We start from the raw sequence: 21,959 nt of genomic DNA on the forward strand, positions 1-21,959 counted from the left end.
CGAATGAAGCGATAGCGCTCAGACCTTGAGTACCCCTGGGAAGTGATGCTCGAAGGCGCCGCGGTAGTCCGTCGCGTTGTTCATGTTGTAGTAAACCACGCGGCGCACCCAGTCCTTCTGCGAATCCATGACCTTCTTCATGAACGGATCCGAGCCGAGCTGGGCGATCAGACCGTCCCACGCCTTGATCTGCGCGTCGAACACCGACTTCGGTGTCCGCTGGACGTTGACCTTGTCCTTGTTGATCAGCTCCTGCAGGTCCTTCGAATAATAATCCATGGCCTTCCATTCGTTGGCGGAGGACACGGCTTCGGCTGCGTATTGCAGGATCGCCTGCTGTTCCTTCGGCAGCGCGTTGAATTTCGTCCGGTTGAACATGATCTCGAAATATTCCGTCGCCTGATGATGGCTGCCCATCATGTAGTTCTTGGCGACATCCTGCGCGCCGAAACGCCGGTCCGAGGTCGGATTGTTGAACTCGAACCCGTCGATCACGCCGCGCTCCATGGCGGGCACGATCTCGCCACCGGGTAGCTGGGCGACGGATGCGCCCATCGCCTGGAAGAGGTCGGCGGCCAGGCCCACCGTGCGATACTTCAAGCCCTTGAGATCGGCGTCGCTGGTGATCGGCTTCTTGAACCAGCCGAGCGGCTGGGTCGGCATCGGCATGGCGAAGAAGCTCTTGATGTTGACGTTCATGATCTTGGTCTGGAGCTCCTCGAACAGCTCCTTGCCGCCGCCGTTGTGGATCCAGCCGAGGCCTTCGTTGGCGTTGAAGCCGAACACCGGGCCGGTCCCGAACAGCGAGGCGGCCTTGTGCTTGCCGTACCAGTAGACCGTGACCGTGTGTGCAGCGTCGAGCTGGCCGCCATGAACGCCATCGAAGACCTGGAACGGGTGCACGACCGAACCGCCGACGAGATAGTCGATGCGCAACCGGCCTCCGGCCATCTCGTTGACGCGCTTCACATAATCTTCGGCCATCTCGTTGAAGACATCGGCCTTGCCCCATGAACCCTGCATCTTCAGGGTCGCCGTTTGCGCCCGGCTGACTTGCGGCATGGCGATGGTGGCAGCGCCGGCCGCGCCGGCGGTCAGCAGGAACTTCCGACGCGTAGTTCTGGTCTTGTCAGACTTTGCAGTCATGGACGTCCTCCCTGGCGGCGTTGTTGTTCGAACGCGCTTTGCCTGCGCTTTTCGTTGATCACCGCTGGAGGTATGCCGCATTCCAGCGACTTCGATCGGAGTTTGGACACATTGCCGCCATCCGGCAAGCGCCCCGGTGTCGCATTGTTGGTCTCAGGCGGTCCCGTTCGCGCTCGACATGGCCGGATACTCACGCGCCTGTCGCAGCGCAGTATGACCGACGCGGCCATCTGCCGAGCCGGAATCCGTGCCCCGCCGGGCTTCCCCTGGCGCCCGCCATGGCCTATGACGCTGCAACGCAAAAATCCCCCCATAAAGACCCCATGATCCGCCTCGACAACGTCAGCAAGCAAGCCGGCCACCAGATCCTGTTCATCGAAGCCTCCGCCGCCCTCAACAAGGGCGAGAAGATCGGCCTTGTCGGCCCGAACGGTGCGGGCAAGACCACATTGTTCCGGATGATCGCCGGCGAGGAATTGCCCGACGAGGGGCAGGTCTCGACCGATCGCGGCATCACCATCGGCTATTTCAACCAGGATGTCGGCGAGATGAGCGGCCGCAGCGCCGTCGCCGAGGTGATGGATGGCGCGGGTCCCGTCAGCGAGGTTGCGGCCGAGCTGCGCGAGCTCGAGGCTGCGATGGCCGACCCTGACAAGGCCGACCGGATGGAGGAGATCATCGCCCGCTATGGCGAGGTGCAGCATCGCTTCGAGGAGCTCGACGGCTATGCGCTCGACGGCCGCGCGCGCGAGGCGCTGTCCGGCCTGGGCTTCAGCCAGGAGATGATGGACGGTGACGTCGGCAAGCTCTCCGGCGGCTGGAAGATGCGCGTGGCGCTGGCGCGCATCCTTCTGATGCGTCCCGACGTGATGTTGCTCGACGAGCCGAGCAACCATCTCGATATCGAGAGCCTGATCTGGCTGGAAAAATTCCTGCACGATTACGAAGGCACGCTGCTGATGACCTCGCATGACCGCGAGTTCATCAACCGCGTGATCTCGAAGGTGATCGAGATCGATTCCGGATCGCTCACGACCTACACCGGCGATTACGAATTCTACGAGCAGCAGCGGGCGCAGAACGAGAAGCAGCAGCAGGCCCAGTTCGAGCGCCAGCAGGCGATGCTCGCCAAGGAGATCAAGTTCATCGAACGCTTCAAGGCGCGCGCCTCGCACGCCGCCCAGGTGCAAAGCCGGGTCAAGAAGCTCGACAAGATCGAGCGGGTGGAGCCGCCGCGCCGGCGCCAGAGCGTCGCATTCGACTTTCCGCCGGCGCCGCGCTCGGGCGAGGACGTCGTCGCGCTCAAGAACGTGCACAAGGGTTACGGATCGAAGCGCATCTATGACAGGCTCGATTTCATGATCCGCCGTCGGGAGCGCTGGTGCGTGATGGGCGTCAACGGGGCCGGCAAGTCGACGCTGCTCAAGCTCGTTGCGGGCGCGAGCGAGCCTGATGAGGGCACGGTGGCGGTCGGCGGCAGCGTCAAGATGGGCTATTTCGCCCAGCACGCGATGGATCTGCTCGACGGCGAGCAGACGGTGTTTCAGTCGCTCGAATACGCGTTTCCGACCGCGGGGCAGGGCTCCTTGCGCGCGCTCGCCGGCTGCTTCGGCTTCTCCGGCGACGACGTCGAGAAGCGCTGCCGGGTGCTGTCGGGCGGCGAGAAGGCGCGGCTGGTGATGGCCAAGATGCTGTTCGACCCACCGAACTTCCTGGTGCTGGACGAGCCGACCAACCATCTCGACCTCGCCACCAAGGAAATGCTGATCAACGCGCTGTCGGATTTCGAGGGCACCATGCTGTTCGTCTCGCATGACCGGCATTTCCTGGCGACGCTGTCGAACCGCGTGCTGGAGCTGACGCCGGAGGGTATCCACCAGTTCGGTGGCGGCTATACGGAATATGTCGCGCGGACCGGGCAGGAAGCGCCGGGGTTGCGGAGCTAATCTCGGCTCCCGCCTGCGAGCTTGGCGATTGCCTCGATCTCGTTGGTCCAGATGCCGCCGGAATAGCCTTGCGGCAACCGCGCGAATATTTCCGGCGTGTCAATGCCTGTAGAGAACTCGCCGCCGCTGTAGGGACCGAGCGCGAAGACCGCGCTGTTGACGCCGTTCATGCGTGCGAGGAAACGATCGGGCCAGCCCCATAGCCAGGGAGCGGCGTTGATCGGCACCAGCACCATCGCATTGCGGCAGGCTGCCGGGACCAAGCCGGTCCAGCCATAGCCGATATAGCGGGCCAGGCAGCTCTTGATTGCCCCGCGCGAGATCGTGCGGACATCGGGGGTAAGGCGACGGATCGCCTCGATCGGCTCGTTGCCGCCATAGACCATGATGGTCCGGCGCCGCTCGGCCGGCAGCGCATTCAGCACGGCGGCAAGTCTGTCGCCTTCGTCTGGGTCCCGGCTCTTCACGTTGATGAGCAGTTGCTTGCCGGGGAAGGCGGCGAACACCTCCGACAATGACGGCATCATGCCGACCCCCTTGCCGCGGAACGGGAAGGACTTGCCGCCGTCGGCAGTGTAGCCGTAGCCGATGTCGAGCGTCTTCAGCTTCGCCATGCTCTGCGCGCGTGTGACGCCGTTGCCGTCGGTCCGGCAGTCGAGCGTCCAGTCGTGGAAGACGGCGAACTCGCCGTCGGTGGTCGGGTGCACGTCGAGCTCGACGACATCCGCACCGGCCTCGAAGCTCGCGCGCATCGAGCGCAGCGTGTTCTCGAGGTAATCGTGCGCCGGCGGCAACATCCGCGCGGCCGTGCAGGTGTCGTTCTTCAGGTCCCGCTCGTCGAAACGCTGCGCGATGCCGCGATGGGCGAGCAGCACCGGCGTGCCGTCTGGATGCGGCGCCAGAAGGCTGGCGTTGTTGACGTAGATGCCAGCTGCGACGGCAACCATGATTGCCGCGGTTATTTTCAATTTCCTGCCCACCGGACATTCCTCATTCCACCGTCATTTTCTCCGCTATTTGAGGTTGATTTGCGGCACGCCCGCCGAAGCTCTTTGCGTTCGGCGCCTTGAATGCCCTGAGCCCGTTCGCTACGCTTTCACAAAAAAGGGAGCGAACACCCATGAAACAACTCCGAATCGGCGACATCACCATCGACGCGGTGATCGAGCGGGAAGGGCCATGGCGGCGGCCGCAGGATTTTTTCCCCGCCTATGACGAGGGCGTGTTCAAACGCCATCTGCCGACGATGGAGCCGGAGGTGTTCGACGCCGCGCGCGGCTTGATGGTGATCACCTATCAGACCTTCGTGGTGCGCACGCCGCGCTACACCATTCTGGTCGACACCTGCACCGGTGAGGACAAGGGCCATCCGCCGCCGTTCGACTTCCCCGGCAAGGAACGCTGGCGCAACGAGTTGTTCGCGCTCGGCATCGCCTTCGAGCAGATCGACTACGTGTTCTGCACGCATCTGCATATCGACCACACCGGCTGGAATACGACCTTGCGCGACGGCCGCTGGGTGCCGACGTTCCCGAACGCGAAATACGTCTTCCACAAGGGCGAGTATGCGGCCTGGGAGGCCGAGCATGCCAGGGGCAACAATCCGCCCGGCACCGTGTTTCGCGACAATTGCCTGCCGATCGTCGAAGCGGGGCAGGCGCTGCTGGTGGATGACGATTACGCGCTCGACGATACCGTGACGCTGACGCCGACGCCGGGGCATTCGCCCTGCCATTGCTGCGTGAACATTCTGTCGAAGGGCCAGCGCGCCGTGGTCGCCGGCGATCTGATGCACCACCAGATCCAGTGCCGCGAGCCGGATTGGTCGGCGAAGCCCGATTGGGATCCGAAGCAGTCGGCGGCCTCACGGCGAAAATTCTTCGCGTCCGTTGCGGACACCGACACGTTGATCCTGCCGGTGCATTTTCCGGCGCCGACGGCGGGATGGATCAAGCCGCTGGATGGGGCGTTCGACTATCGGTTCAGGCGGGACTAACTCCCTCCGTGATGCCCGGGGACAAGCCCGGGCATGACGAGTTCGTGGCGGTCTTGTTCGCTAAGGAAGGAGCGCCTTACGCGCTGACTTCGCACTTCTTCATGAAGCTGTTCTTGGCGGCGCCAGCGAGCGGCTTGCCGTCGGCGCTGACGGCCTTGGGCGTGCAGGCGTCGGCTTTGCACTTCTTCAGGAACGAAGTCTTGGCGGCGCCGGCCAGCGGCTTGCCGTCCTTGCCGACGGCCTTGCTCTCGCAGGTTTCTTGCGCGAAGGCCGAGCCTGCCGCGAAGGTGGCGACGACCGCAGCGAGGAAAATCCGTTTCATCATGAGTGTCTCCCAGAACCAGAAATGGCGGGGCGGATTGGAGCCGGGAATCGTGGCGCAATCAAGCAGGATGGCGCCCGGTCGTCCGGTTTGCCTGCCGATTTTCGCGCGATCGGCGTTCGTCCGGCGTGTTGCACCGCTCGCTGACCCAGCCGGACGATCCTGCTAGCTTCCGGCGGTCGAGATGGAAGGAGTATCGTGATGGACGCCGCGATCCCGAAGGACCAGGAAGCCACCGACCGGCATTCTCATCTGGTTCAGCCGCAAAACATGGACTGGCAGAAGACGCGCTTTCCCGGCTGCGAGGCCAAGACGCTGCTGTTCGACCGCGGCACGGGGCTGATGACCGCCTTGATGCGCTTTGCGCCGGGATCGGTGCTGCCCGACCACGAGCATGTCGGCATCGAGCAGAGTTACGTCATCGAAGGCGCGCTCGTCGACAAGGAGGGGCCCGCTCGGGGCATCGCCTGCAAAGCCGGCGAATTCATCTGGCGCGAGGCAGGCAGCCGGCATGCCGCCTGGTGTCCGGACGGGGCCCTGATCCTGGCAATCTTCCAGGTGCCGAACAAGTTCTTCGAAGCCGACGGCCGCGTCGTCGACGCCGCCGGCCAGGATTGGGACGAGACCTGGGGGCACACTGGCGCGCAGCGGACGCACCGGCCCTAGCAGATCAGACCCCCCGCGTGAGCAGCGCCTTGAAGTCGGCGCGTGCGCGTTGTGCCTCGGCGCGCGCGACATCCGAGGCATCGCCCATGCCGAAATAGCCGTGGATGAGGCCGGGACCTTCGTGGTGCTTGACGCGGACGCCGGCCGCCTCCAGTGCCCGCGCATAGGCCGCGCCCTCGTCGCGCAGGGGATCGAACCAGGCGGTGGTGACGATCGCAGGGGCGACACCGGCGAGGGATGCCGTCCGGAGCGGCGAGACGCGCCAGTCGCTGGCGTGAGCGGGATCGGCGAGATAGTGGCCGCAAAACCATTCCATCGTGGCGCGCGTCAGGAAGTAGCCCTCGGCATTCTCGGCGCGCGAGGGGTAGCGTGCGTTCTCGTGGGCATCGGCATAAGCGCCGACGACGTCGGTCACGGGATAGACCAGCAATTGCGCGGCGAGCTTGATGCCGGCGTCCCGGCAGGCGATCGCGGTAGTCGCCGCGAGGTTGCCGCCGGCGCTGTCGCCGGAAACGCCGAGGTGTTTTGCATCGCCACCAAATTCCGCAACACGGGTGAAGATGTCGCTTGCAGCAGCGAAGGCATCTTCGAACGCGCCCGGAAAGCGCGTCTCGGGCGGGCGTCGATAGTCAACGGAGACGACGACCGCGCCGGTCTCGATCGCAAGATTGCGCGCCTGCCGGTCGTGGGTTTCGAGATCGCCGGCAACCCACCCGCCGCCATGGAAGAACACCACGGTCGGCGCGGGCGTGGTGCCCACCCGGTAGACCCGTGCGTCGAGCGGACCGGCGCCGCCTTTCACCTTGATATCCTGCACGTGATCGACCGGCGGTGGCGGGATGGCGGCGCGCGAGGCAGCCAGTTGGCGCAAGGAATCACGGGCGCTCTGCGGTGTCATGACCGCGAGATCGCGCATCGGCATGAGCGGAATGATCTGGGCGATGACGGGGTCGAGTGGCGCGGCCATGGCGGCTCCTCCAGGGTTCTTGGTCTTGCTTGCGGGTTAGCATAGGTTTTGCCCGCCGCCTCGGCAACCGGTCGTGCGGTGATCGAGGTCATCATCGAGAGCGCCAAGCGCGCGCCGTCGTCGATGAAGATCGAGCCCTGGCATGTTCACGTCGTGTGCGAGGTCGCGGAGAATTCCGGAGGACGAAGTCATCGTGACCTGCGTCGCGATGGGCTAGCCCGACCACGGCTTCGCCGCGAACGCGGTGCGCTCGGACCGCGAGCACAATCAGGAGTTTGTACGCTACGTCGTTTTGCCGACGAGCACGACGAAGAGGAGATTATTCTCCGCGATTTTTTTTGGTGCGGAGTCCTCAGCGACCTCTTGCAATCTCAGAGGTGCGGGAGGAACAATGTGCAGACTGAGAGGTTTGTTGCTGGCGCGAGGGAATTGACATGCGGCGGCTGGCTAGCCTGGTTCGGCGGTTCTTCGGTCCACGAATGCGGCGCCCGATCGATGATGATCCAAGTCTTCCTTTCTCACCCGACGAGTTCGGGCGGCTGATTCGCAGCGGCCGGCATGAGGACATGAAGGTGCTGGCCGAAGGACTGGCATGCCGGTCCATACCGCGCCGCGCCAGCTATCGCGCGACGCACTGAACCGCCCACGCACGAAACGCCACGGCAAAGGAAATCGCTGCGCGCGCCGGTTTCGTGGTAGCATGCGACCATCATGAGCAATCGCATCCTCGTCCTCTACGGTTCGTACCGTTCCGATCGCATGGGCATCCGCCTTGCGAACTTCGTCATCGATCGTCTGCGCCGCCGCGGCGAGGACGTCGAGTTCATCGACGCAAAGGCGATCGGCCTGCCGATGCTCGATCGCATGTACAAGGAATATCCTGAGGGTTCGGCGCCCGAGGCGCTGGAAAAGCTCGCCGGACAGATCCGCGGCGCCGACGGCTTCGTCTTCGTCACCGGCGAATACAATTGGGGCATCCAGCCCGGCCTGAAGAATCTCACCGACCATTTCCTCGAAGAGTGGTTCTGGCGTCCGGCGGCGATCGTGAGCTATTCGGCCGGCCGCCTGTCCGGCGCACGCGCCGCTACCGCCTGGCACGGCACGCTCTCGGAGATGGGCATGGTGGTGGTGTCGAGCACCATCGGCGTCGGCCCGATCGCGCAGACCCTGTCCGCGGACGGCGAGCCGATCGGCGAGGGCGGCAAGGCACTGGAACGCTCGTTCCCGCGCTTTGCTGATGACCTGACGTGGTGGATCGAAGCGGCGAAAGCCCAGCGGGCGCGCAAGGCGCCGCCGTATTGAATCGCGCTACGCCGCCCTGACCTCGCCGAGGAAGCGGTCGAACTGTCCGGCGAGATCGCGCGACTGGGTCGAGAGCTGCTCGGCGGCGACCAGAACTTCCCTCGCGGCGGCGCCCGTATCGTCGGCCGCGCGTTGCACGCCTGATATGTTGGTGTTGACCTCCTGGGTGCCGCGGGCGGCCTCCTGGACGCTGCGGGCGATCTCCTTGGTGGCCGAGCCCTGTTCCTCGATCGCCGCCGCGATCGCGGTACCGATCTGGTCGATTTCGCCGATGACGTCGGCGACGTTGCGGATCGCGGCCACGGTTTCGTCGCTCGCGGTCTGGATCGCCGTGATCTGCTCGGAGATTTCGGTCGTCGCCTTTGCGGTCTGGCCCGCCAGCGACTTCACTTCGGAAGCAACCACCGCAAAGCCGCGGCCGGCATCGCCGGCACGGGCGGCCTCGATGGTCGCGTTCAGCGCGAGCAGGTTGGTCTGCTCGGCGATGCTCTGGATCAGCGTGACGACGTCGCCGATTTTCTGGGCGCCCTCCGCGAGCGTACGGGCGGTATCGCCGGTGCGGCGCGCGTTGTCGACCGCGCGGGCCGCAATCTCGGTGCTCTGTGCGACCTGACGGCCGATCTCGGAGATGGAGGAGGTCAGCTCTTCGGTGGCGCTGGCGACGGTCTGCACATTGGTCGAGGTCTGCTCGGAGGCGGCGGCGACGACCGCGGCCTGGCTGTTGGTCTGGGCCGCCGTCGAAGTCATCGATTGAGCGGTGCTTTCCATGGTCGAGGAGGCGCGAGACAGGCCGCCGACGAGCTCGGTGACCTTGACTTCGAATGCGCGGGTCAGCTCGTCGAGCGCCTGCGCGCGCCGCATCTTGCCGTCGCTCTCGGCCTGCTTCTCGGCCGCGAGCCGGTCGGCCCGGATCATGTTGTCCTTGAAGACCTGCACGGCCGCGGCCATTGCCCCGATCTCGTCGGAGCGCTCGGCGCCGGGGATGCTGTCCGCAACCTCGCCCTCCGCAAGCCGCGACATCCGCGTCGTCAGCTTGACGATCGGAGCGCAGACGCGGCGGCGAACCATCACGATGAGCCCGACGCTCGCGATCAACACGGCGGCAAGGCCTGCAAGCGCGACGGTGAAGCTGGTCCGCGCGGACGAAGAAGCACCGGAGAGGATCTGTTCGGCGTTGTCGTAGAAGGCGTCGCGAACCTCGATGATGGTGCTGAGCCCGCGCTGCGTGGCGGCATAATAGGTATCCATGTCGTGTTCGTACTTGCCGCTGATCGCCCCGTCCTTGACGAGCTTGAGCTCGCGGCCGAACTCCTCGACATAGATCGAGTTGAACTTCTCCAGCGCTGCGGCGACGTTGGCCGGAGTTGCCGGATTGCCTCGCAGTTCCAGCAGCGCCATCACCAGCTGGTCGTTGCGGCCCTGCGAGCGTCCGATGTCGGCCTTCTCGGCGTCGGTCGCCGGCTTCTTGCCGCCGACGAGATTCTTGTGCAGGCTGGAGTTGAAACCGCCGACGTCGCGCAACGTCATCGCGGTGTTGGCGTAGCTGGCCTGCCGGTAGGCGTCACCGTTCAGGATCGCCATGCGGCGGACCTGCTCGTTGAGCAGCGCGGTCACGCCACCGTTGAGCACCGCATTGTCGGCGACGATCTTCTTGGCAGCGTCCTTGCGCGCCTCGGCCGGCCCAGCCATCGCCTTGTTGATGGCCTCGCGCAACGCCGTGAACTTCGCATTGATGCCGTCGATGCTGTTGCCGATGGTGGTGCCGTCGTCAAACGGGCCGGGCAGCTCCTTGCGCAGTGCGTTCATCTTGTCGCGGGCGCCGTCGGTCTGCTTGCGCAGCTTGTCCTGCTCGACAAGCAGCGCAGGGTCGATGGCCGCGGGCCCAAAGAGGATGTTGGTGGAGAAGCCGCGCTCGGGATTGAGATAGCGCGGGATGTCGCTGACGGCGCGGGCGATCGCGAGCCGGCCTTGGGCTTCCGTGATCCGCTCCATCGTCTGGTACTTGGTCACGGCGACGTACACGGCGAGGCCGCCGCCCACGGTCGAGAGCGAGACGATGGCAGAGGTCAGCAGTGTACCGATTTTCATGATCTGTCCGGCAAATAACGGGGAATTATTTTGCCTGGACGATAGTTTGCCCGTGTTAATCTTGGGTTTACGCTCTCGGCCGATGGCGCCCTCTCAACTGTAGGTCGCCCTCACCGATCCCAGCGCACCGAAATCGGCAACGTAGGTTTCTCCGGCCTTCGGCCGCAGCATGCCGGTCAGCGTGCCCGTGCTGATCGTCTGGCCGGCCTTGAGACCGATGCCTGTCCGCGACAGCTCGTTGGCAAGCCAGGCCAGCGGCACCAGCGGGTGGTTAATCGCCTCCGCAGCGGAGCCGCGGCGCCTCTCGATGCCATTGCAATTGAGGACGACGTCCTGATTGGCGATGTCGCGGTTGCGCCAGTCGGCGATAGGCTCCCCGAGCACGATCGTTCCCGATCCAGAGCCGTCTGCCATGATCGCCGGCATTGGCGGAAATGCCGCATCGTGAACGAAGCGGCACTCCGCTAACTCGATGCCGGGATGCAACGAGGCGACGGCGTCGCCGACCTCATCCGCCGTATAGGGCTTCGCGCGCGGTGGCAGGTCGGCGCCGAGGCGCGCCTGGTACTCGACTTCCGGTATCGGGCTGCATTGCCTGGCGTGCTCGACGCTGGCGGGCGAGCTCTTGATCAGAGGCGCGAACACCCGCCCATAAATCGGCGAAGAGATGCGAAGCTGGCGCTGGAGTCCGGACTTCATGCCTGCGATCTTCCATCCGACGACAACCCAGCCCAACTCCTCTTCCACCATCCTGGCAACATGGTACGCCGTATCTGCATCCGGCGGGACCAGCCGTTCTTCGAGGCCGCTTTGTTGCCGGCCCTCGCGGCGCAATTTGGCGAGATGACGGGCGAGCTCGCGCTGTCGGGAAAGGTCCACGATGCGTCTCCAATCTATCTGCGGGTGGGGGCGAGGGCGGCGAACAGCACCGCCTCCAGCTCTTTTTGGACCTGATCGAGCGCGTCTGCGCTACGGTTTGCCCGGCACATCGCGACCGTGCCTTCGATCGAGGCGACGACGAGCGTTGCCAGCCGTTCCGCGCGTTCCGCAGCCAGCCCTTCGCGCAGCAGGGCCGCACGCATGATCCGCCGCCATTCGGCGAACACGCCGTCGGCGAGGTCGAGCAGGTGCTGCTGCGCCGCCTCATCGTCCTTGTCGGACGCCTCGCCGACATAGCGGTCGACGGCAACGGCGAGCACCGGACACCCGGCCTCGAAGCCGGTTGCCTCCAGCCGGCGGCGCCAGGACGCAACGAAGGCCCGCAAGCCGCCGATCGCGCCGCGGTCGCTCATGACCCTCTCCAGGGGAATGGACACCTCCTTGCCGGCGAAGGTCACGGCTTCGGCGATCAATTGCTGCTTGCCCTCCGGAAAGTGGTGACCGATCGAGCCGCGGGGCGTCGACGTGTGGCGAACGACGTCGCGCATGCTGGTGGCATTCAAGCCGCGGCGGCTCATCAGATCGGCGGCGCCGGCGATCATCTTGTCGCGCGTGCTGGAGGTCATCGGAAGTCCCATGGTTGGCGCCCCATCTAGACTATGACGCTTGACATAGGCAAGCCGTGCTGAAATATGACGAGTGTCATAGATTTTCCAGAGGCGCCCTTGACCATCATCACCGTGACCGCACCCCCGGGCCGGCTCAGCCTGACGCAGCGCCGCTGCCTCGCGGAAACCCTGACCGATGCCGTGCTCGAGCCCGAGATCGGCCAGCACGTGCCGGCTGCGCGGATGGGCTTCCAGGTCCATTTCCATGAACTTCCAGCCGACTGCATGGCGGTTGGCGGCCAGCTCCTGTCCGATCAGGACACCCCGCGCGACATCATCACCGTCAGGATCGCGGTGATGAACGCGGCCTGGCCGGCCGAGGTGCGCGCCGAGGTGATCCGCAACGTGCTCGCGCGGCTCGCGGAGGCCTGCGGAATGCAGAAACCGGCGCCGACCTGGTGGGTCAATTTCGAGATCATCGAGGAGGGAAGCTGGGGGTCGCGGGGCGGCGTGCTCTCGATCCTTCAGCTGCTCGAATCCGGCGTATTCACGCCGGAGCGAATCGAGGCAATCCGCGCGGCGGTTCAGCTGCCGGCCTGACGTGCACCAAAACCCAAATGACGATCACGGAGAGAAGCGCATGAGCGAAGGACAAATTCGTACCGAGCTGCACGGCCACGTTCTCAAGATCATCATCGACAATGCCGCGAAGAAGAACGCGTTCACGCCGGTGATGATGGAGCAATTGTCCGATGCGCTGACCGAGCTGCACGACAAGGAGGCCTACCGCGTCGGCGTGATCTGCGCCGAGGGCAGGGATTTCACCGCTGGTCTCGACATGCCGAAATTCTTCGGGCCTGCAGCGGAGAAGCGCAACGTCAGGGAAGGTAATGTCGATCCGTTCGGCCTTGCCAAGCGCTGCCGCAAGCCTGTTATCACCGCCGTGCAGGGCATCGTCTTCACCGTCGGCATCGAGCTGATGCTCGCCGGTGATATCGTGGTGGCCGCAGCGGATTCACGCTTCTGCCAGATGGAATCCAGGCGCGGCATTGCGCCACTCGGCGGCGCGCATTTCCGTTTCCTGTCGCGCGCCGGCTGGGGCGACGCGATGTATCATCTGTTCCTGTGCGACGAATTTTCGGCCGACCGCGCTCATGCGATCGGCCTCGTCCAGGAGATCGTGCCGCCGGGAGAGCAGATCGTGCGTGCGATGGCGCTCGCCGACATCATCGCGCGCAATGCGCCGCTCGGCATCCAGGTCACCAAGGAAGCGGCGGCCAAGTACGTCGAAGGCGGCGAGGCGGCGGCGATCGCCTACATCCCCGAGATGCGCGCCCGTGTGCTCGGCAGCGCGGACGCGAAGGAGGGAATTCAATCCTTCATCGAGCGTCGTGCGGCCGTCTTCCAGGGGCGTTGATCGCAGGCGCTAGGCATTCCGATCCAGCCTCGACAGGATCTCCAGCGTCGCGGTGTCGCGCTCGCCTGCGAAATAGCGGGCGAGCGCCTCGTCGAAAATGGGCTCATCGGACACCGCGCCGAACAACGTCATCGACGAGCGGAATTTGGCGTCGTCGGGCGCGCCGAGGATCGCGTTGATGCTCCGCCCCTGAACGGTGAGGACGAGGCGGGTGCATTGGATCAGCCGCGCGCCGAGCACGGGATGGGCGAGATAGGCCTTCGCCTCCTCGCGGGAGCCGATGGCGTAGCGCTGCGACATGGGGCTGAAGCCGAGGCCTGCGATTTGGGGGAAGACGAACCACATCCAGTGGCTCTGCTTCCGCCCTCGGATCAGCTCCCCCTGAACGTCCCGATAGACCGGGTCTTGGGCCCGGACAAACCGGTCTAGATCGAAAGGATCGGTCATTGGATACCTCGGAATGTCCACTCCGGACCCTTACCGGCCGCGATTATGCCTAACTTTTGGCTCCCAATGTGGTAGCTGGTATAGAGTCTCCGGGTGGGGGTTGGGTCCCCCGGGGGGTTATTTGGGGATCTGATGGTTTCCGACGCAGGACACGCCGAGAGGCTGCTGTCGCGCCGCCGAATCGGGCGGGCCGAGCGCGTTTTGCTGTCTCTTGCCGCCGTCGCGCTGGCACTGGGCGCCGCCGCCTGGGTCGTGGACATCGGGGATTCGAATCTGGGCTCTTCGAGCCCGCTGGTCTCCGCCGCGTTGCCGCCCGGCAATACGCCGTCTTTCGAAGATCGTTTCGCTTCGGCGTCCGGCAATCCGCCGGCTCGGGACCTCGGCCTCCGGACACTGGAGCGTTCCGCCCTGAATGCGGTCCAGCTCAAGCTTCGCGATGCCAAGGCGATGCTCGCGCAGAAGCTTCAGGGCGACGACTGGCGCTCGATGCTGACCGATGACGATCGGACCGCGGTCGACGAGAGGAGGCCCTCGCATCGCGCCGACGTCGTCCCGATGCCGCGCTCGAGGCCGGTCCAGGCGGACCTCGCCGCCCAGATCGCCTCCAGCCAAGCCTATGCCGATACCGGTCCCAGGGCCGATAATCGCAATTTCTTCGAAAAATTCACCGACAAGATCAAGCTGGCCTCGCTGACCCCCGGCGATGGCTTGCTCGGCAGGGCTCCGGATCTCGCCGCCCTCGGCTACGATTCGCGAACGGCGGTCTACGACATCAAGGCCAAGGCGCTTTACCTGCCGAGCGGCGTGGCGCTGGAAGCCCATTCAGGCTTGGGCGCGCTGATGGACGATCCCGACCATGTCGACCGGCGGATGGTGGGAGCGACCCCGCCCGCGATCTACGACCTGAAGCCGCGTGAAAAGCTTTTTCACGGCGTCCGTGCGCTGCGTATGACCCCGGTCGAAGGCACCAGCGCGCTTGGCCGTGTCGGTCTGCTCACGCACAACTACTTGCTGGGACCGCGCGGCGATTCCAACGGCTGCGTCTCGATCAAGGACTATGATCGTTTCCTCAAAGCTTACGACAATGGCGAGTTCAATCGCCTCGTCGTGGTGCCGAGCCTGAGCGGATCGGCGACCGCCTCGCAGCGCGCGAGCACCAACTCCTGATATTTGCCTGCTGCGGCGGGGCTGCCGTTTCCCGTTCGTTAAGCCGTCATCGTCCAGAAGCAGCCCATGAGTGATCCAACGAATTCCGAGACCCCGCTGCGTACGACGTTCAAGATCAAGTTGAACGGTGACACGCTGGCGATCGCGACCGTCGGCCAGGCCTATCAATTCCTCACCAACTTCAAGTCGGTCGAGTGGATGGAATTCCGTTCCCTGCATGAGGACGCTGTCGCGGCCCTTGAAGGCGCGGCCGGTAACGCGATGCTGGCGGTGCAGGCGACCAACGCCGTGCGCGCGCTGTTCGTGAGCGCGAAGCTGCTCTAGCGGCGCTCCATCGGAGCTATAGGCTAGGCTTTCACAACTTGAACTCCGTTCCAGGAACGGGCAAACGGTCGGCAAAGACCGTTGCCGCAAGCCCATATGTTTCAAACTTGCTTTCAGGGAGAACCCATCATGAAACGCCGTACATTTCTCACGGGCGGCGCGGCCGCCGGCGCGACGACGCTGGTTGCTGCACCTGCGATCGCGCAGAGCATGCCCGAGATCAAATGGCGCCTGACCTCGAGCTTCCCCAAATCGCTCGACACCATCTACGGCACGGCGCAGACCTTCGCGAAATATATCGCCGAGGCCACGGACAACAAATTTCAGATCCAGACCTTTGGCGCCGGCGAGATCGTTCCGGGCTTGCAGGCGCTCGATGCCGTCAGCACGTCCTCGGTGGAGATGGCGCAGACCCCGCTCTATTTCTACATCGGCAAGGAGCCTGCGCTGGCCTATGCCACCGGCGCGCCCTTCGGCATGAACCATCGCCATCAGGAATCGTGGTGGCACTTCGGCGGTGGCGCCGACCTCACCAATGAGGCGCTGAAACCGTTCAAGGCGCACGCGATTCTCTGCGGCAATTCCGGCACCCAGATGGGCGGCTGGTTCCGCAAGGAGATCAAGACCGTCGACGACCTGAAGGGTCTCAAATTCCGCATCGCCGGCATGGGCGGCCATGTGCTGGCAAAGCTCGGGGTCGTTCCGCAGCAGATCGCAGGCGGTGACATCTATCCGGCGCTGGAGAAGGGCACGATCGACGCGGTCGAGTTCGTCGGTCCCTATGACGACGAGAAGCTCGGATTCCAGAAGGTCGCCAAGTACTACTACTTCCCCGGCTGGTGGGAAGGCGGCGCCATGCTGCACATGATCGTCAACGACGAGAAATGGGCCTCGCTGCCCAAGCAGTACCAGGCGATCGTCAACCAGGCGGGCGCGGCGGCCGGCGCCTGGATGCTCGAGAAATACGACAGCGTGAATCCGGCGGCGCTGAAGCGGCTGCTCGCCAACGGCGCGGAGCTGAAAGCGTTCCCGCAACCGGTGCTGGAGGCCTGCTATAACGCGACCCAGGAGCATTTGAACGAGCTCGCCGCCAAGAGCGAGCTGTTCAAGCGGACCAAGGACAGCCACGACGCGTATATGAAGGAGCTGCTGTTCTATACGCAGATCGCGGAGAATTTTTACGACAATTACCTGCTCAGCAAGATGCGCAACAAGAGCTGAGCACAGGCACAGGGGCGCGGTGTTCTCGGGCGTGATCCAAAAGGACACTGTCATTCCGGGGCGCGCCGCTTGGCGCGAGCCCGGAATCCATTTCACCGCGCGTTGTGTTGCCCGGTGGATTCTCAGATGCGCAATTGCGCATCATAGCTCGCGACTTCGTCGCGCCCCGGAATGACGGCGGAGGGAGCAGCTTACACCGCTCCCAATCCAAGCTTCGCATAGATCCTTCGCGCATAGGCACCGAATGCGTCGGTGGTCTTGAGCGGCAGGTCGCGGGGGAAGGGCAGGTCGATCGGGAAATAGTCGGCCATCTTCGCAGGTCCTGCGGTCAGCACGGCGCAATGCGAGGACAGGAACACGGCCTCCTGGATCGAATGCGTGACGAAGATGATGGTCTTGCCGCTCTGGCGCCAGATCCGCAGCATTTCCAGATTCATCTGCTCTCGCGTCAGCGCATCCAGCGCGCCGAACGGCTCGTCCATCAGGATCAGCTTGGGATCGTGGACGAAGGCGCGCGCGATCGCGGTGCGCTGCTGCATGCCGCCGGAGAGCTGCTGCGGATATTTCTGCTCATAGCCAGCGAGCCCGACCAGGTTGAGCAGGTCGCGCGCCCGCTCGCGCGCGGCCTTCATGGGCAGGCCGACGATCTCGGCCGGCAATAGCACGTTGTCCAGAATGGTGCGCCACTTCAGGAGCAGCGCCTGCTGAAACACCATGCCGACGTCGCGGGTCGGGTCGAACGGGCTCTTCGCGTTGCCGATCGTCACGGTGCCGCCGTCGGCGTCGTGCAGGCCGGCCAGGATCTTCATCACCGTGGTCTTGCCGCAGCCGGACGGGCCGACCAGTGAGACCAGCTCACCCTCCTGCACGTCCATGGTGACGTCGGACACCGCGAGAAACTCGGCGCCGCCGCTGCGATAGACCTTGCGGACGCCTTGCAGGCTGATGAAGGGGGCCGAGCTCATGCCAGCCATTTATTCAGGTTGGCGGCGACGAAGGCATCGTCGCTGAGGTCGGCGTGCTCACGGGTGACGCGATCGATCTCCTCCTTCTGGCCGGGGCTGAGGCCTTCGTTCGGATCGAGGCACCACAGACCTTTCATCAGGCCCTGGCGCCTCAGAACTTCATGGCAGCCTGCGATGCAGCCGTGAAAATTATTGGCGACGTCGAAGAAAGCGCTGTTGCAGTCGGTGACGCGGGCATCAAGCGCGAGCAGGTCCGCGGGTACGCTGTCCTTGTGCCGCGTTGCCTTGCAACGCTCGAACTGCTTGATCGCGCTCGCGGTCCAAACCGACCAATGGCCGAGCAGGCCGCCTTTGAAATAGGTCCGCGTGGTGCTGCCGTTCTCGCGAAGGTCGAACGGCAGCATCAGGTCGAGCAGGATGTGATCGTCATTGCCGGTGTAGAGCGCGACGCGGTCGAGCGCGCCGGCCGCCGCGACGCCGCGCAGCACATCGAGGGTCCGGTAACGGTTGAAAGGCGCGATCTTGATGGCGATGACATTGTCGATCGAGGCGAAGCGCTGCCAGAAACGGCTCGACAGGACGACCCCGCCGACGGCCGGCTGAAGATAGAAGCCGATCAGCGGGATTTCGGCGGCGACCGCCGTGCAGTGGGCAATGATCTCGTCCTCGGAGGCGCTCTTCATCGCGGCGAGGCTGAGCAGGCCGGCGTGATAGCCGATGTCGCGCGCGGTGCGGGCTTCGGCGGTTGCCTGGCTGGTTGGGCCGGCAAGGCCTGCGACCATTGCCAGCGCACGCTTGGTCCAGTTGGCTGCGGTCTCGGCGGCAAGCTCGAGCACGGGGCGGTAGAGGCCGACGTCGCGGATCGCGAATTGGGTGGTGTGCACGCCGACCGCAAGGCCGCCTGAGCCCGCGTCGATGTAGTAGCGCGTCAGCGCGCGCTGATGCGTCTGGTCGAGCTGGCGCTCGGCGGTGAGGGCGAGGGGATGCGCCGGCATCACGGTGCCGTCGGCGATCAGCTTGCGGATGTCGCTGTGGATCTGGCTGTGATGCATGATGTCCTATCCGAATTCGGGGCCGGCGACGGCGAATGGCGTTTCTTCGGCGGCGATGGTGGCGGGGCCGAACCGCATGCGCTGGAACGGACGCTCGATGGTCCAGCCGGCAGCCAGCAATCCATCCAGGAGTGCGCCTTGCGCGGCGACGGCGTCGAGCAGCATCGGACTGGTCTCGGAGCGCACGATCGCGTCAACCAAGGCCAGAGCTGCCGCGGCGTCGTCCGCAAACAACGGGCCGATTTGGCGGGCGGTTCTGCCGTCGCGGACCAGCGCGATGGCGCCGTTCGCGGCGACGATGCGCGAGCCGGTGCGCTGTGCGAAGGCGGAGAGCAGGGCAGACCGGTCGAAACCTGTGGCCCGCCGGTCCCGCATACGAAGCGCATCGAGTGTTGCGGATGACGGGGGCGGCGCTTCGGCTCGCGCAGGTTTCATCAGCTTCAGCCGACGCAATTCGAGTGTCGGCGTGAACCCCAGCGGTCCGTACACCGCGGCGCCGTCGGGCGTGGCGTCGAGCCAGCTGGTCAGGCCGTTCTGGCGCGCGGTTTCCAGGCAGGCGTCGACGAGACGCGTGGCAAGGCCACGGCGGCGATGCGTGCCTGATACCAGCACCATGCTGATCCAGGCGTTGTTGCCGGAATAGGGCAGCAGGGCTGCGGTCGCGACCAGTCGCGCACCGTCACGAATGCCGAACACGACGCCTTCACGCAGGAAGATGCGCCAATCGTCCTCGATCTGGTTCCAGTGCGCCTCCGTCGATAGCGCGAGCCCTGCCAGCGCGTCGTCGACGCCAAGCTTGAGGATGGGCGGGGCGTCAGTAACGGCCATCGCGCACCTCGTATTTGGTGGGCTTGCCGAGGCTCGGCATGGCGCGCGAGACCCAATCCGCGGTCCAGGCGATCAGTTGCTCGGTGTCGACGACAGGCAGGCCGAACAGCTCGACAGCCCTTGACGTGTCGGTCAGCCACGCCGTCGGCTCCTCCTTGCCGGTCAGCACCGGTGCGCGGCCGAACCTTGCGCCGAATTTTTGGGCGAGATCGCGCACCGCCAAAATCTCGTGGCCGCTGACGTTGATCGGCGAGGTCGGCGTCGTGCAATGCGCGAGGCAGCGCAGTGCCTGCGCCGAGGCGTCGCCCTGCCAGATGAAATTGACATGGCCGAGGCTGACGTCGATCGGTGTACCCGCGAGCACTTTCGTCGCGATGTCGTGCAGGACGCCGTAGCGCATGTCGATTGCGTAATTGAGGCGGAACAGCCGTCCCGGCGTTGCGAACTTATGCGAGAAATACTCGAACATCCGCTCCCGGCCGACGCAGGATTGCGCGTATTCGCCGGGCGGGTTCGGCGCCATGTCCTCGGTCGAGCCTTTGCCGTCGACCGGCACGAACGGATAGATGCAGCCTGTCGAGAACGCGACGATGCGCGAGGACGGGAAGGCCTGCGCGACCAGCGCCGGCACGTGCGCGTTCATGGCCCAAGTCAGCGACAGATCGCCCTCGGCGCCGAATTTTCTACCGGCCATGAAAATGATGTTGGGTGTCTTCGGCAGCGCCTGGATCGCGCGCTCGTCCATCAGGTCGCAACTGATGGTCTCCACGCCGCGCGCCTGCAGCCACTCCTCAACACCGGCTTCGCTGAAGCGGGCGACGCCGATCACGCGGCGATCCGGGACGGCGGCTTTTGCGAGCCCCGCCAGCGTCGGCCCCATCTTGCCGCCGACGCCGAGGATCATGATGTCGCCCTCGACTTTCTTGAGGTCGTCGATCAGCGCCTGGCTCGGCCGGCACAGGAGATCGTCGAGGGCAGCGATATCGGGGATGGTCTTGGGCAGCGTCTGGCGTGTGAGCAGCATGGATCTGGTCCCCGGTCCTAGTTCTGTCGTTGTCAGGTCTGTCTTGCGTCGCCGACCACGAACATGCGTTCGAGGGCGAGCACCAGGCCGTAGAGCGCGACCCCGAGCAGTGTCAGCAGCACGACCGCCATCACCATCGCGGGCGTGTCGAGCGAGGACTGCACCTGGATCATGAGGTAGCCGAGCCCGCGCTCGGAGGCGATGAATTCCCCGACGATGGCGCCGGCGACCGCGAGGATGGCGCCGACCTTCATGCCGGAGAATATGTAAGGCAGCGATCCCGGCAGCTGGATCTTGCGGAACAGCGTCCAGCGCGAGCCGCGCAGCGATTTCACGAGGTCGAGCAGGTCCGGCTCGACCTCGCGCAGGCCCCGCGCGGTGGTGAGCAGGATCGGAAAGAAGCAGATGCTGAAGGCGATCAGGATGTTCGGCACGATGCCGTAGGAGAACCAGACGATGAAGAGCGGGCCGAGCGCGACCTTCGGGATCATGTTCAGTGTCACGAACAGCGGCAGCAGCACGAGGCTCAGCAGCGGCGCCCAACTGAAGATCACCGCGAGCGCGACGCCGACGAAGGCGCCGAGCGCGAAGCCGCCGAGGATCTCGATCGCCGTCACCAGCGTGTTGGCGCCCCAGGCATAGTTCGCGGTTCCCAGCGTCTGCACGGTCGCGAGCGGGGAGGGCAGGATGAATTTCGGCACGTGGAAGGCATCGACCGCGACCTGCCAGAGCACGAGCACGGCGAGGTGCACGATCAGGACGATCGCGAAGCTGCGCGAGGCGCGTGCGCTGTCTCCTGCCACCGGTTTGCTCCCTGTTGGCGCGGCGGCGATACCGCAAATCTTCAGCCTAAGCAGCTGCAAGCCTAACCGCCCTTGGGGAAAGTTTCAACCAGTTGGTTGATTATGGCCGGAGCGAGTGGAGCACGAGGTCGGCGACGTGCCTGCGACGGGCGCGGCGCTGGGCGCGGCTCGACAGGTCCTTGCCGAAAATCGCCGACAGCGTCGGCGTGTTGGAGAAGAAGAAATAGCTGAGGCCGGCAATGGAGATATAGAGTTGGACCGGATCGATCCCCTTGCGGAACACGCCCGCGCGCACGCCTTCGTTGAGGATGTGCGAGACGCTCTTGACCAGCGGGGAATGCATCGCCTCCAGCCGGGTCGAGCCGCGGACGTGGCGGGCGCCGCTGCGGTTCTCGTCGTTCAAAAGCACGATGAAATCGGGGTTTGCGGCCAGATGGTCGAACGAGGCTTCGATCAGCCTGCGGATCGCCTTCTCCGGCGGCAGGCCTTCGAGATTGAGCCGGCGCTCCTGCTCGCGGATGTCCTCATAGACCCATTCGAGTACGGCGAGGTAGAGCGCGTCCTTGTCGCCGAAGTAATGATAGACGAGCTGCTTGTTGACGCCGGCGCGCTCGGCGATCTCGTCGACGCGGGCCCCCGCAAGGCCATGCCGGGCGAATTCCAGGCGCGCCGCGGTGAGCAGTTTCTTGCGGGTGGCGACGGGGTCGCGCCGCTGCGGCACGGTGTCGCCAGATCGCTTTGCGGTCATTTCCAACCAAACAGTTGACAAGTTGAGGGCGGGCTTGTTGCAT

23 protein-coding genes are annotated in these 21,959 nt (G+C 64.9%); 9 read left to right on the forward strand and 14 right to left on the reverse strand.

Annotated features, from left to right (window positions below; translation table 11 throughout):
* Positions 1–18: 18 nt before the first annotated feature.
* On the reverse strand, positions 19–1,146 hold the full coding sequence (locus ACFDR6_RS10365; protein ID WP_212085939.1) for a TRAP transporter substrate-binding protein: 1,128 nt from the start codon (positions 1,144–1,146) through the stop codon (positions 19–21).
* Between the two features lie 323 nt (positions 1,147–1,469).
* Between ACFDR6_RS10365 and ACFDR6_RS10370 the strand changes: the two genes are divergently transcribed.
* Positions 1,470–3,092 carry an ABC-F family ATP-binding cassette domain-containing protein gene (locus ACFDR6_RS10370; protein ID WP_375858199.1) on the forward strand — a complete coding sequence of 541 codons (1,623 nt, stop codon included), beginning with the start codon at positions 1,470–1,472 and terminating at the stop codon, positions 3,090–3,092.
* On the opposite strand, the gene ACFDR6_RS10375 is transcribed toward ACFDR6_RS10370, so the two are convergent.
* Positions 3,089–4,072 carry a glycerophosphodiester phosphodiesterase family protein gene (locus tag ACFDR6_RS10375; RefSeq protein WP_375858200.1) on the reverse strand — a complete coding sequence of 328 codons (984 nt, stop codon included), beginning with the start codon at positions 4,070–4,072 and terminating at the stop codon, positions 3,089–3,091. The two genes, ACFDR6_RS10370 and ACFDR6_RS10375, sit on opposite strands and share 4 nt — an antisense overlap.
* A gap of 140 nt (positions 4,073–4,212) precedes the next feature.
* On the opposite strand from ACFDR6_RS10375, the gene ACFDR6_RS10380 reads away from it, so the two are divergent.
* The gene (locus ACFDR6_RS10380; protein WP_317239725.1) at positions 4,213–5,088 is read left to right on the forward strand and encodes an MBL fold metallo-hydrolase; all 876 of its coding nucleotides are present in this window, start codon (positions 4,213–4,215) and stop codon (positions 5,086–5,088) included.
* Between the two features lie 76 nt (positions 5,089–5,164).
* Here the strand turns inward: ACFDR6_RS10380 and ACFDR6_RS10385 are convergent, their stop codons facing one another.
* Positions 5,165–5,413 (reverse strand): hypothetical protein, encoded by a 249-nt coding sequence (locus ACFDR6_RS10385; protein WP_212085930.1) that lies wholly within the window; start codon positions 5,411–5,413, stop codon positions 5,165–5,167.
* Positions 5,414–5,611: 198 nt separating this feature from the next.
* Between ACFDR6_RS10385 and ACFDR6_RS10390 the strand changes: the two genes are divergently transcribed.
* Positions 5,612–6,076 carry a cupin domain-containing protein gene (locus tag ACFDR6_RS10390; RefSeq protein WP_212087294.1) on the forward strand — a complete coding sequence of 155 codons (465 nt, stop codon included), beginning with the start codon at positions 5,612–5,614 and terminating at the stop codon, positions 6,074–6,076.
* A 4-nt stretch (positions 6,077–6,080) separates the two neighbouring features.
* Here the strand turns inward: ACFDR6_RS10390 and ACFDR6_RS10395 are convergent, their stop codons facing one another.
* A complete protein-coding gene (locus tag ACFDR6_RS10395) occupies positions 6,081–7,043 on the reverse strand; it encodes an alpha/beta hydrolase (RefSeq protein ID WP_375858201.1) in 963 nt (320 codons plus the stop codon).
* A gap of 711 nt (positions 7,044–7,754) precedes the next feature.
* Between ACFDR6_RS10395 and ACFDR6_RS10400 the strand changes: the two genes are divergently transcribed.
* Positions 7,755–8,345 (forward strand): NADPH-dependent FMN reductase, encoded by a 591-nt coding sequence (locus ACFDR6_RS10400; RefSeq protein WP_375858202.1) that lies wholly within the window; start codon positions 7,755–7,757, stop codon positions 8,343–8,345.
* 6 nt (positions 8,346–8,351) lie between these two features.
* On the opposite strand, the gene ACFDR6_RS10405 is transcribed toward ACFDR6_RS10400, so the two are convergent.
* The 3 genes from ACFDR6_RS10405 to ACFDR6_RS10415 all read right to left on the reverse strand — a co-directional run bounded on the left by ACFDR6_RS10405 (position 8,352) and on the right by ACFDR6_RS10415 (position 11,914).
* Entirely contained in the window at positions 8,352–10,433 is a 2,082-nt protein-coding gene (locus ACFDR6_RS10405) for a methyl-accepting chemotaxis protein (protein ID WP_375858203.1), read from the reverse strand.
* Between the two features lie 93 nt (positions 10,434–10,526).
* Entirely contained in the window at positions 10,527–11,312 is a 786-nt protein-coding gene (locus ACFDR6_RS10410; protein WP_375858204.1) for a 2-keto-4-pentenoate hydratase, read from the reverse strand.
* 14 nt (positions 11,313–11,326) lie between these two features.
* The gene (locus tag ACFDR6_RS10415; RefSeq protein WP_375858205.1) at positions 11,327–11,914 is read right to left on the reverse strand and encodes a TetR/AcrR family transcriptional regulator; all 588 of its coding nucleotides are present in this window, start codon (positions 11,912–11,914) and stop codon (positions 11,327–11,329) included.
* Between the two features lie 123 nt (positions 11,915–12,037).
* Here ACFDR6_RS10415 and ACFDR6_RS10420 point away from each other — a divergent pair, with 123 nt between their 5' ends.
* Both ACFDR6_RS10420 and ACFDR6_RS10425 read left to right on the forward strand, forming a co-directional pair.
* Complete coding sequence (locus ACFDR6_RS10420; RefSeq protein ID WP_212085919.1) at positions 12,038–12,520, forward strand: tautomerase family protein; 483 nt, start codon at positions 12,038–12,040, stop codon at positions 12,518–12,520.
* A gap of 40 nt (positions 12,521–12,560) precedes the next feature.
* Entirely contained in the window at positions 12,561–13,337 is a 777-nt protein-coding gene (locus ACFDR6_RS10425; RefSeq protein WP_212085917.1) for a crotonase/enoyl-CoA hydratase family protein, read from the forward strand.
* Positions 13,338–13,346: 9 nt separating this feature from the next.
* Here ACFDR6_RS10425 and ACFDR6_RS10430 read toward each other — a convergent pair whose 3' ends face one another.
* The gene (locus ACFDR6_RS10430) at positions 13,347–13,784 is read right to left on the reverse strand and encodes a DUF1810 domain-containing protein (RefSeq protein ID WP_212085914.1); all 438 of its coding nucleotides are present in this window, start codon (positions 13,782–13,784) and stop codon (positions 13,347–13,349) included.
* 201 nt (positions 13,785–13,985) lie between these two features.
* On the opposite strand from ACFDR6_RS10430, the gene ACFDR6_RS10435 reads away from it, so the two are divergent.
* From ACFDR6_RS10435 to ACFDR6_RS10445, 3 genes are all read left to right on the forward strand, one after another.
* Positions 13,986–14,951 carry a DUF2778 domain-containing protein gene (locus ACFDR6_RS10435; RefSeq protein WP_249153320.1) on the forward strand — a complete coding sequence of 322 codons (966 nt, stop codon included), beginning with the start codon at positions 13,986–13,988 and terminating at the stop codon, positions 14,949–14,951.
* Positions 14,952–15,017: 66 nt separating this feature from the next.
* Complete coding sequence (locus ACFDR6_RS10440) at positions 15,018–15,275, forward strand: hypothetical protein (protein WP_212085905.1); 258 nt, start codon at positions 15,018–15,020, stop codon at positions 15,273–15,275.
* 129 nt (positions 15,276–15,404) lie between these two features.
* On the forward strand, positions 15,405–16,496 hold the full coding sequence (locus ACFDR6_RS10445; protein WP_212085903.1) for a TRAP transporter substrate-binding protein: 1,092 nt from the start codon (positions 15,405–15,407) through the stop codon (positions 16,494–16,496).
* A gap of 191 nt (positions 16,497–16,687) precedes the next feature.
* Here ACFDR6_RS10445 and ACFDR6_RS10450 read toward each other — a convergent pair whose 3' ends face one another.
* The 6 genes from ACFDR6_RS10450 to ACFDR6_RS10475 all read right to left on the reverse strand — a co-directional run bounded on the left by ACFDR6_RS10450 (position 16,688) and on the right by ACFDR6_RS10475 (position 21,916).
* Entirely contained in the window at positions 16,688–17,470 is a 783-nt protein-coding gene (locus ACFDR6_RS10450) for an ABC transporter ATP-binding protein (RefSeq protein ID WP_212085901.1), read from the reverse strand.
* Positions 17,458–18,513: a dihydrodipicolinate synthase family protein gene (locus tag ACFDR6_RS10455; protein ID WP_212085899.1), complete on the reverse strand. Its 1,056-nt coding sequence runs from the start codon at positions 18,511–18,513 to the stop codon at positions 17,458–17,460. Before ACFDR6_RS10455 ends, ACFDR6_RS10450 begins: the two co-directional genes overlap by 13 nt.
* A gap of 6 nt (positions 18,514–18,519) precedes the next feature.
* Positions 18,520–19,341, reverse strand: a complete 822-nt coding sequence (locus ACFDR6_RS10460) for a GNAT family N-acetyltransferase (RefSeq protein ID WP_375858206.1) — start codon at positions 19,339–19,341, stop codon at positions 18,520–18,522.
* The gene (locus ACFDR6_RS10465) at positions 19,328–20,365 is read right to left on the reverse strand and encodes an NAD-dependent epimerase/dehydratase family protein (protein WP_212085889.1); all 1,038 of its coding nucleotides are present in this window, start codon (positions 20,363–20,365) and stop codon (positions 19,328–19,330) included. The genes ACFDR6_RS10460 and ACFDR6_RS10465 overlap by 14 nt, the downstream gene beginning before the upstream one ends.
* A 32-nt stretch (positions 20,366–20,397) precedes the next feature.
* Positions 20,398–21,168 carry an ABC transporter permease gene (locus ACFDR6_RS10470; protein ID WP_375858207.1) on the reverse strand — a complete coding sequence of 257 codons (771 nt, stop codon included), beginning with the start codon at positions 21,166–21,168 and terminating at the stop codon, positions 20,398–20,400.
* Between the two features lie 100 nt (positions 21,169–21,268).
* Entirely contained in the window at positions 21,269–21,916 is a 648-nt protein-coding gene (locus tag ACFDR6_RS10475; RefSeq protein WP_212085879.1) for a TetR/AcrR family transcriptional regulator, read from the reverse strand.
* Between the last annotated feature and the right edge of the window lie 43 nt (positions 21,917–21,959).

Source organism: Bradyrhizobium tunisiense (assembly GCF_042263385.1).
GTDB lineage: Bacteria > Pseudomonadota > Alphaproteobacteria > Rhizobiales > Xanthobacteraceae > Bradyrhizobium > Bradyrhizobium tunisiense.

Bases quoted from the DNA above. Each gene is read 5' to 3' on its own strand.
- ACFDR6_RS10445 (WP_212085903.1), top strand. From the start codon at position 15,405: ATGAAACGCCGTACATTTCTCACGGGCGGCGCGGCCGCCGGCGCGACG.
- ACFDR6_RS10440 (WP_212085905.1), top strand. From the start codon at position 15,018: ATGAGTGATCCAACGAATTCCGAGACCCCGCTGCGTACGACGTTCAAG.
- ACFDR6_RS10400 (WP_375858202.1), top strand. From the start codon at position 7,755: ATGAGCAATCGCATCCTCGTCCTCTACGGTTCGTACCGTTCCGATCGC.
- ACFDR6_RS10370 (WP_375858199.1), top strand. From the start codon at position 1,470: ATGATCCGCCTCGACAACGTCAGCAAGCAAGCCGGCCACCAGATCCTG.
- ACFDR6_RS10460 (WP_375858206.1), bottom strand. From the start codon at position 19,341: ATGGCCGTTACTGACGCCCCGCCCATCCTCAAGCTTGGCGTCGACGAC.
- ACFDR6_RS10455 (WP_212085899.1), bottom strand. From the start codon at position 18,513: ATGCATCACAGCCAGATCCACAGCGACATCCGCAAGCTGATCGCCGAC.
- ACFDR6_RS10475 (WP_212085879.1), bottom strand. From the start codon at position 21,916: ATGACCGCAAAGCGATCTGGCGACACCGTGCCGCAGCGGCGCGACCCC.
- ACFDR6_RS10380 (WP_317239725.1), top strand. From the start codon at position 4,213: ATGAAACAACTCCGAATCGGCGACATCACCATCGACGCGGTGATCGAG.
- ACFDR6_RS10405 (WP_375858203.1), bottom strand. From the start codon at position 10,433: ATGAAAATCGGTACACTGCTGACCTCTGCCATCGTCTCGCTCTCGACC.
- ACFDR6_RS10465 (WP_212085889.1), bottom strand. From the start codon at position 20,365: ATGCTGCTCACACGCCAGACGCTGCCCAAGACCATCCCCGATATCGCT.
- ACFDR6_RS10385 (WP_212085930.1), bottom strand. From the start codon at position 5,413: ATGATGAAACGGATTTTCCTCGCTGCGGTCGTCGCCACCTTCGCGGCA.
- ACFDR6_RS10365 (WP_212085939.1), bottom strand. From the start codon at position 1,146: ATGACTGCAAAGTCTGACAAGACCAGAACTACGCGTCGGAAGTTCCTG.
- ACFDR6_RS10390 (WP_212087294.1), top strand. From the start codon at position 5,612: ATGGACGCCGCGATCCCGAAGGACCAGGAAGCCACCGACCGGCATTCT.
- ACFDR6_RS10425 (WP_212085917.1), top strand. From the start codon at position 12,561: ATGAGCGAAGGACAAATTCGTACCGAGCTGCACGGCCACGTTCTCAAG.
- ACFDR6_RS10415 (WP_375858205.1), bottom strand. From the start codon at position 11,914: ATGATCGCCGGCGCCGCCGATCTGATGAGCCGCCGCGGCTTGAATGCC.
- ACFDR6_RS10395 (WP_375858201.1), bottom strand. From the start codon at position 7,043: ATGGCCGCGCCACTCGACCCCGTCATCGCCCAGATCATTCCGCTCATG.
- ACFDR6_RS10430 (WP_212085914.1), bottom strand. From the start codon at position 13,784: ATGACCGATCCTTTCGATCTAGACCGGTTTGTCCGGGCCCAAGACCCG.
- ACFDR6_RS10450 (WP_212085901.1), bottom strand. From the start codon at position 17,470: ATGGCTGGCATGAGCTCGGCCCCCTTCATCAGCCTGCAAGGCGTCCGC.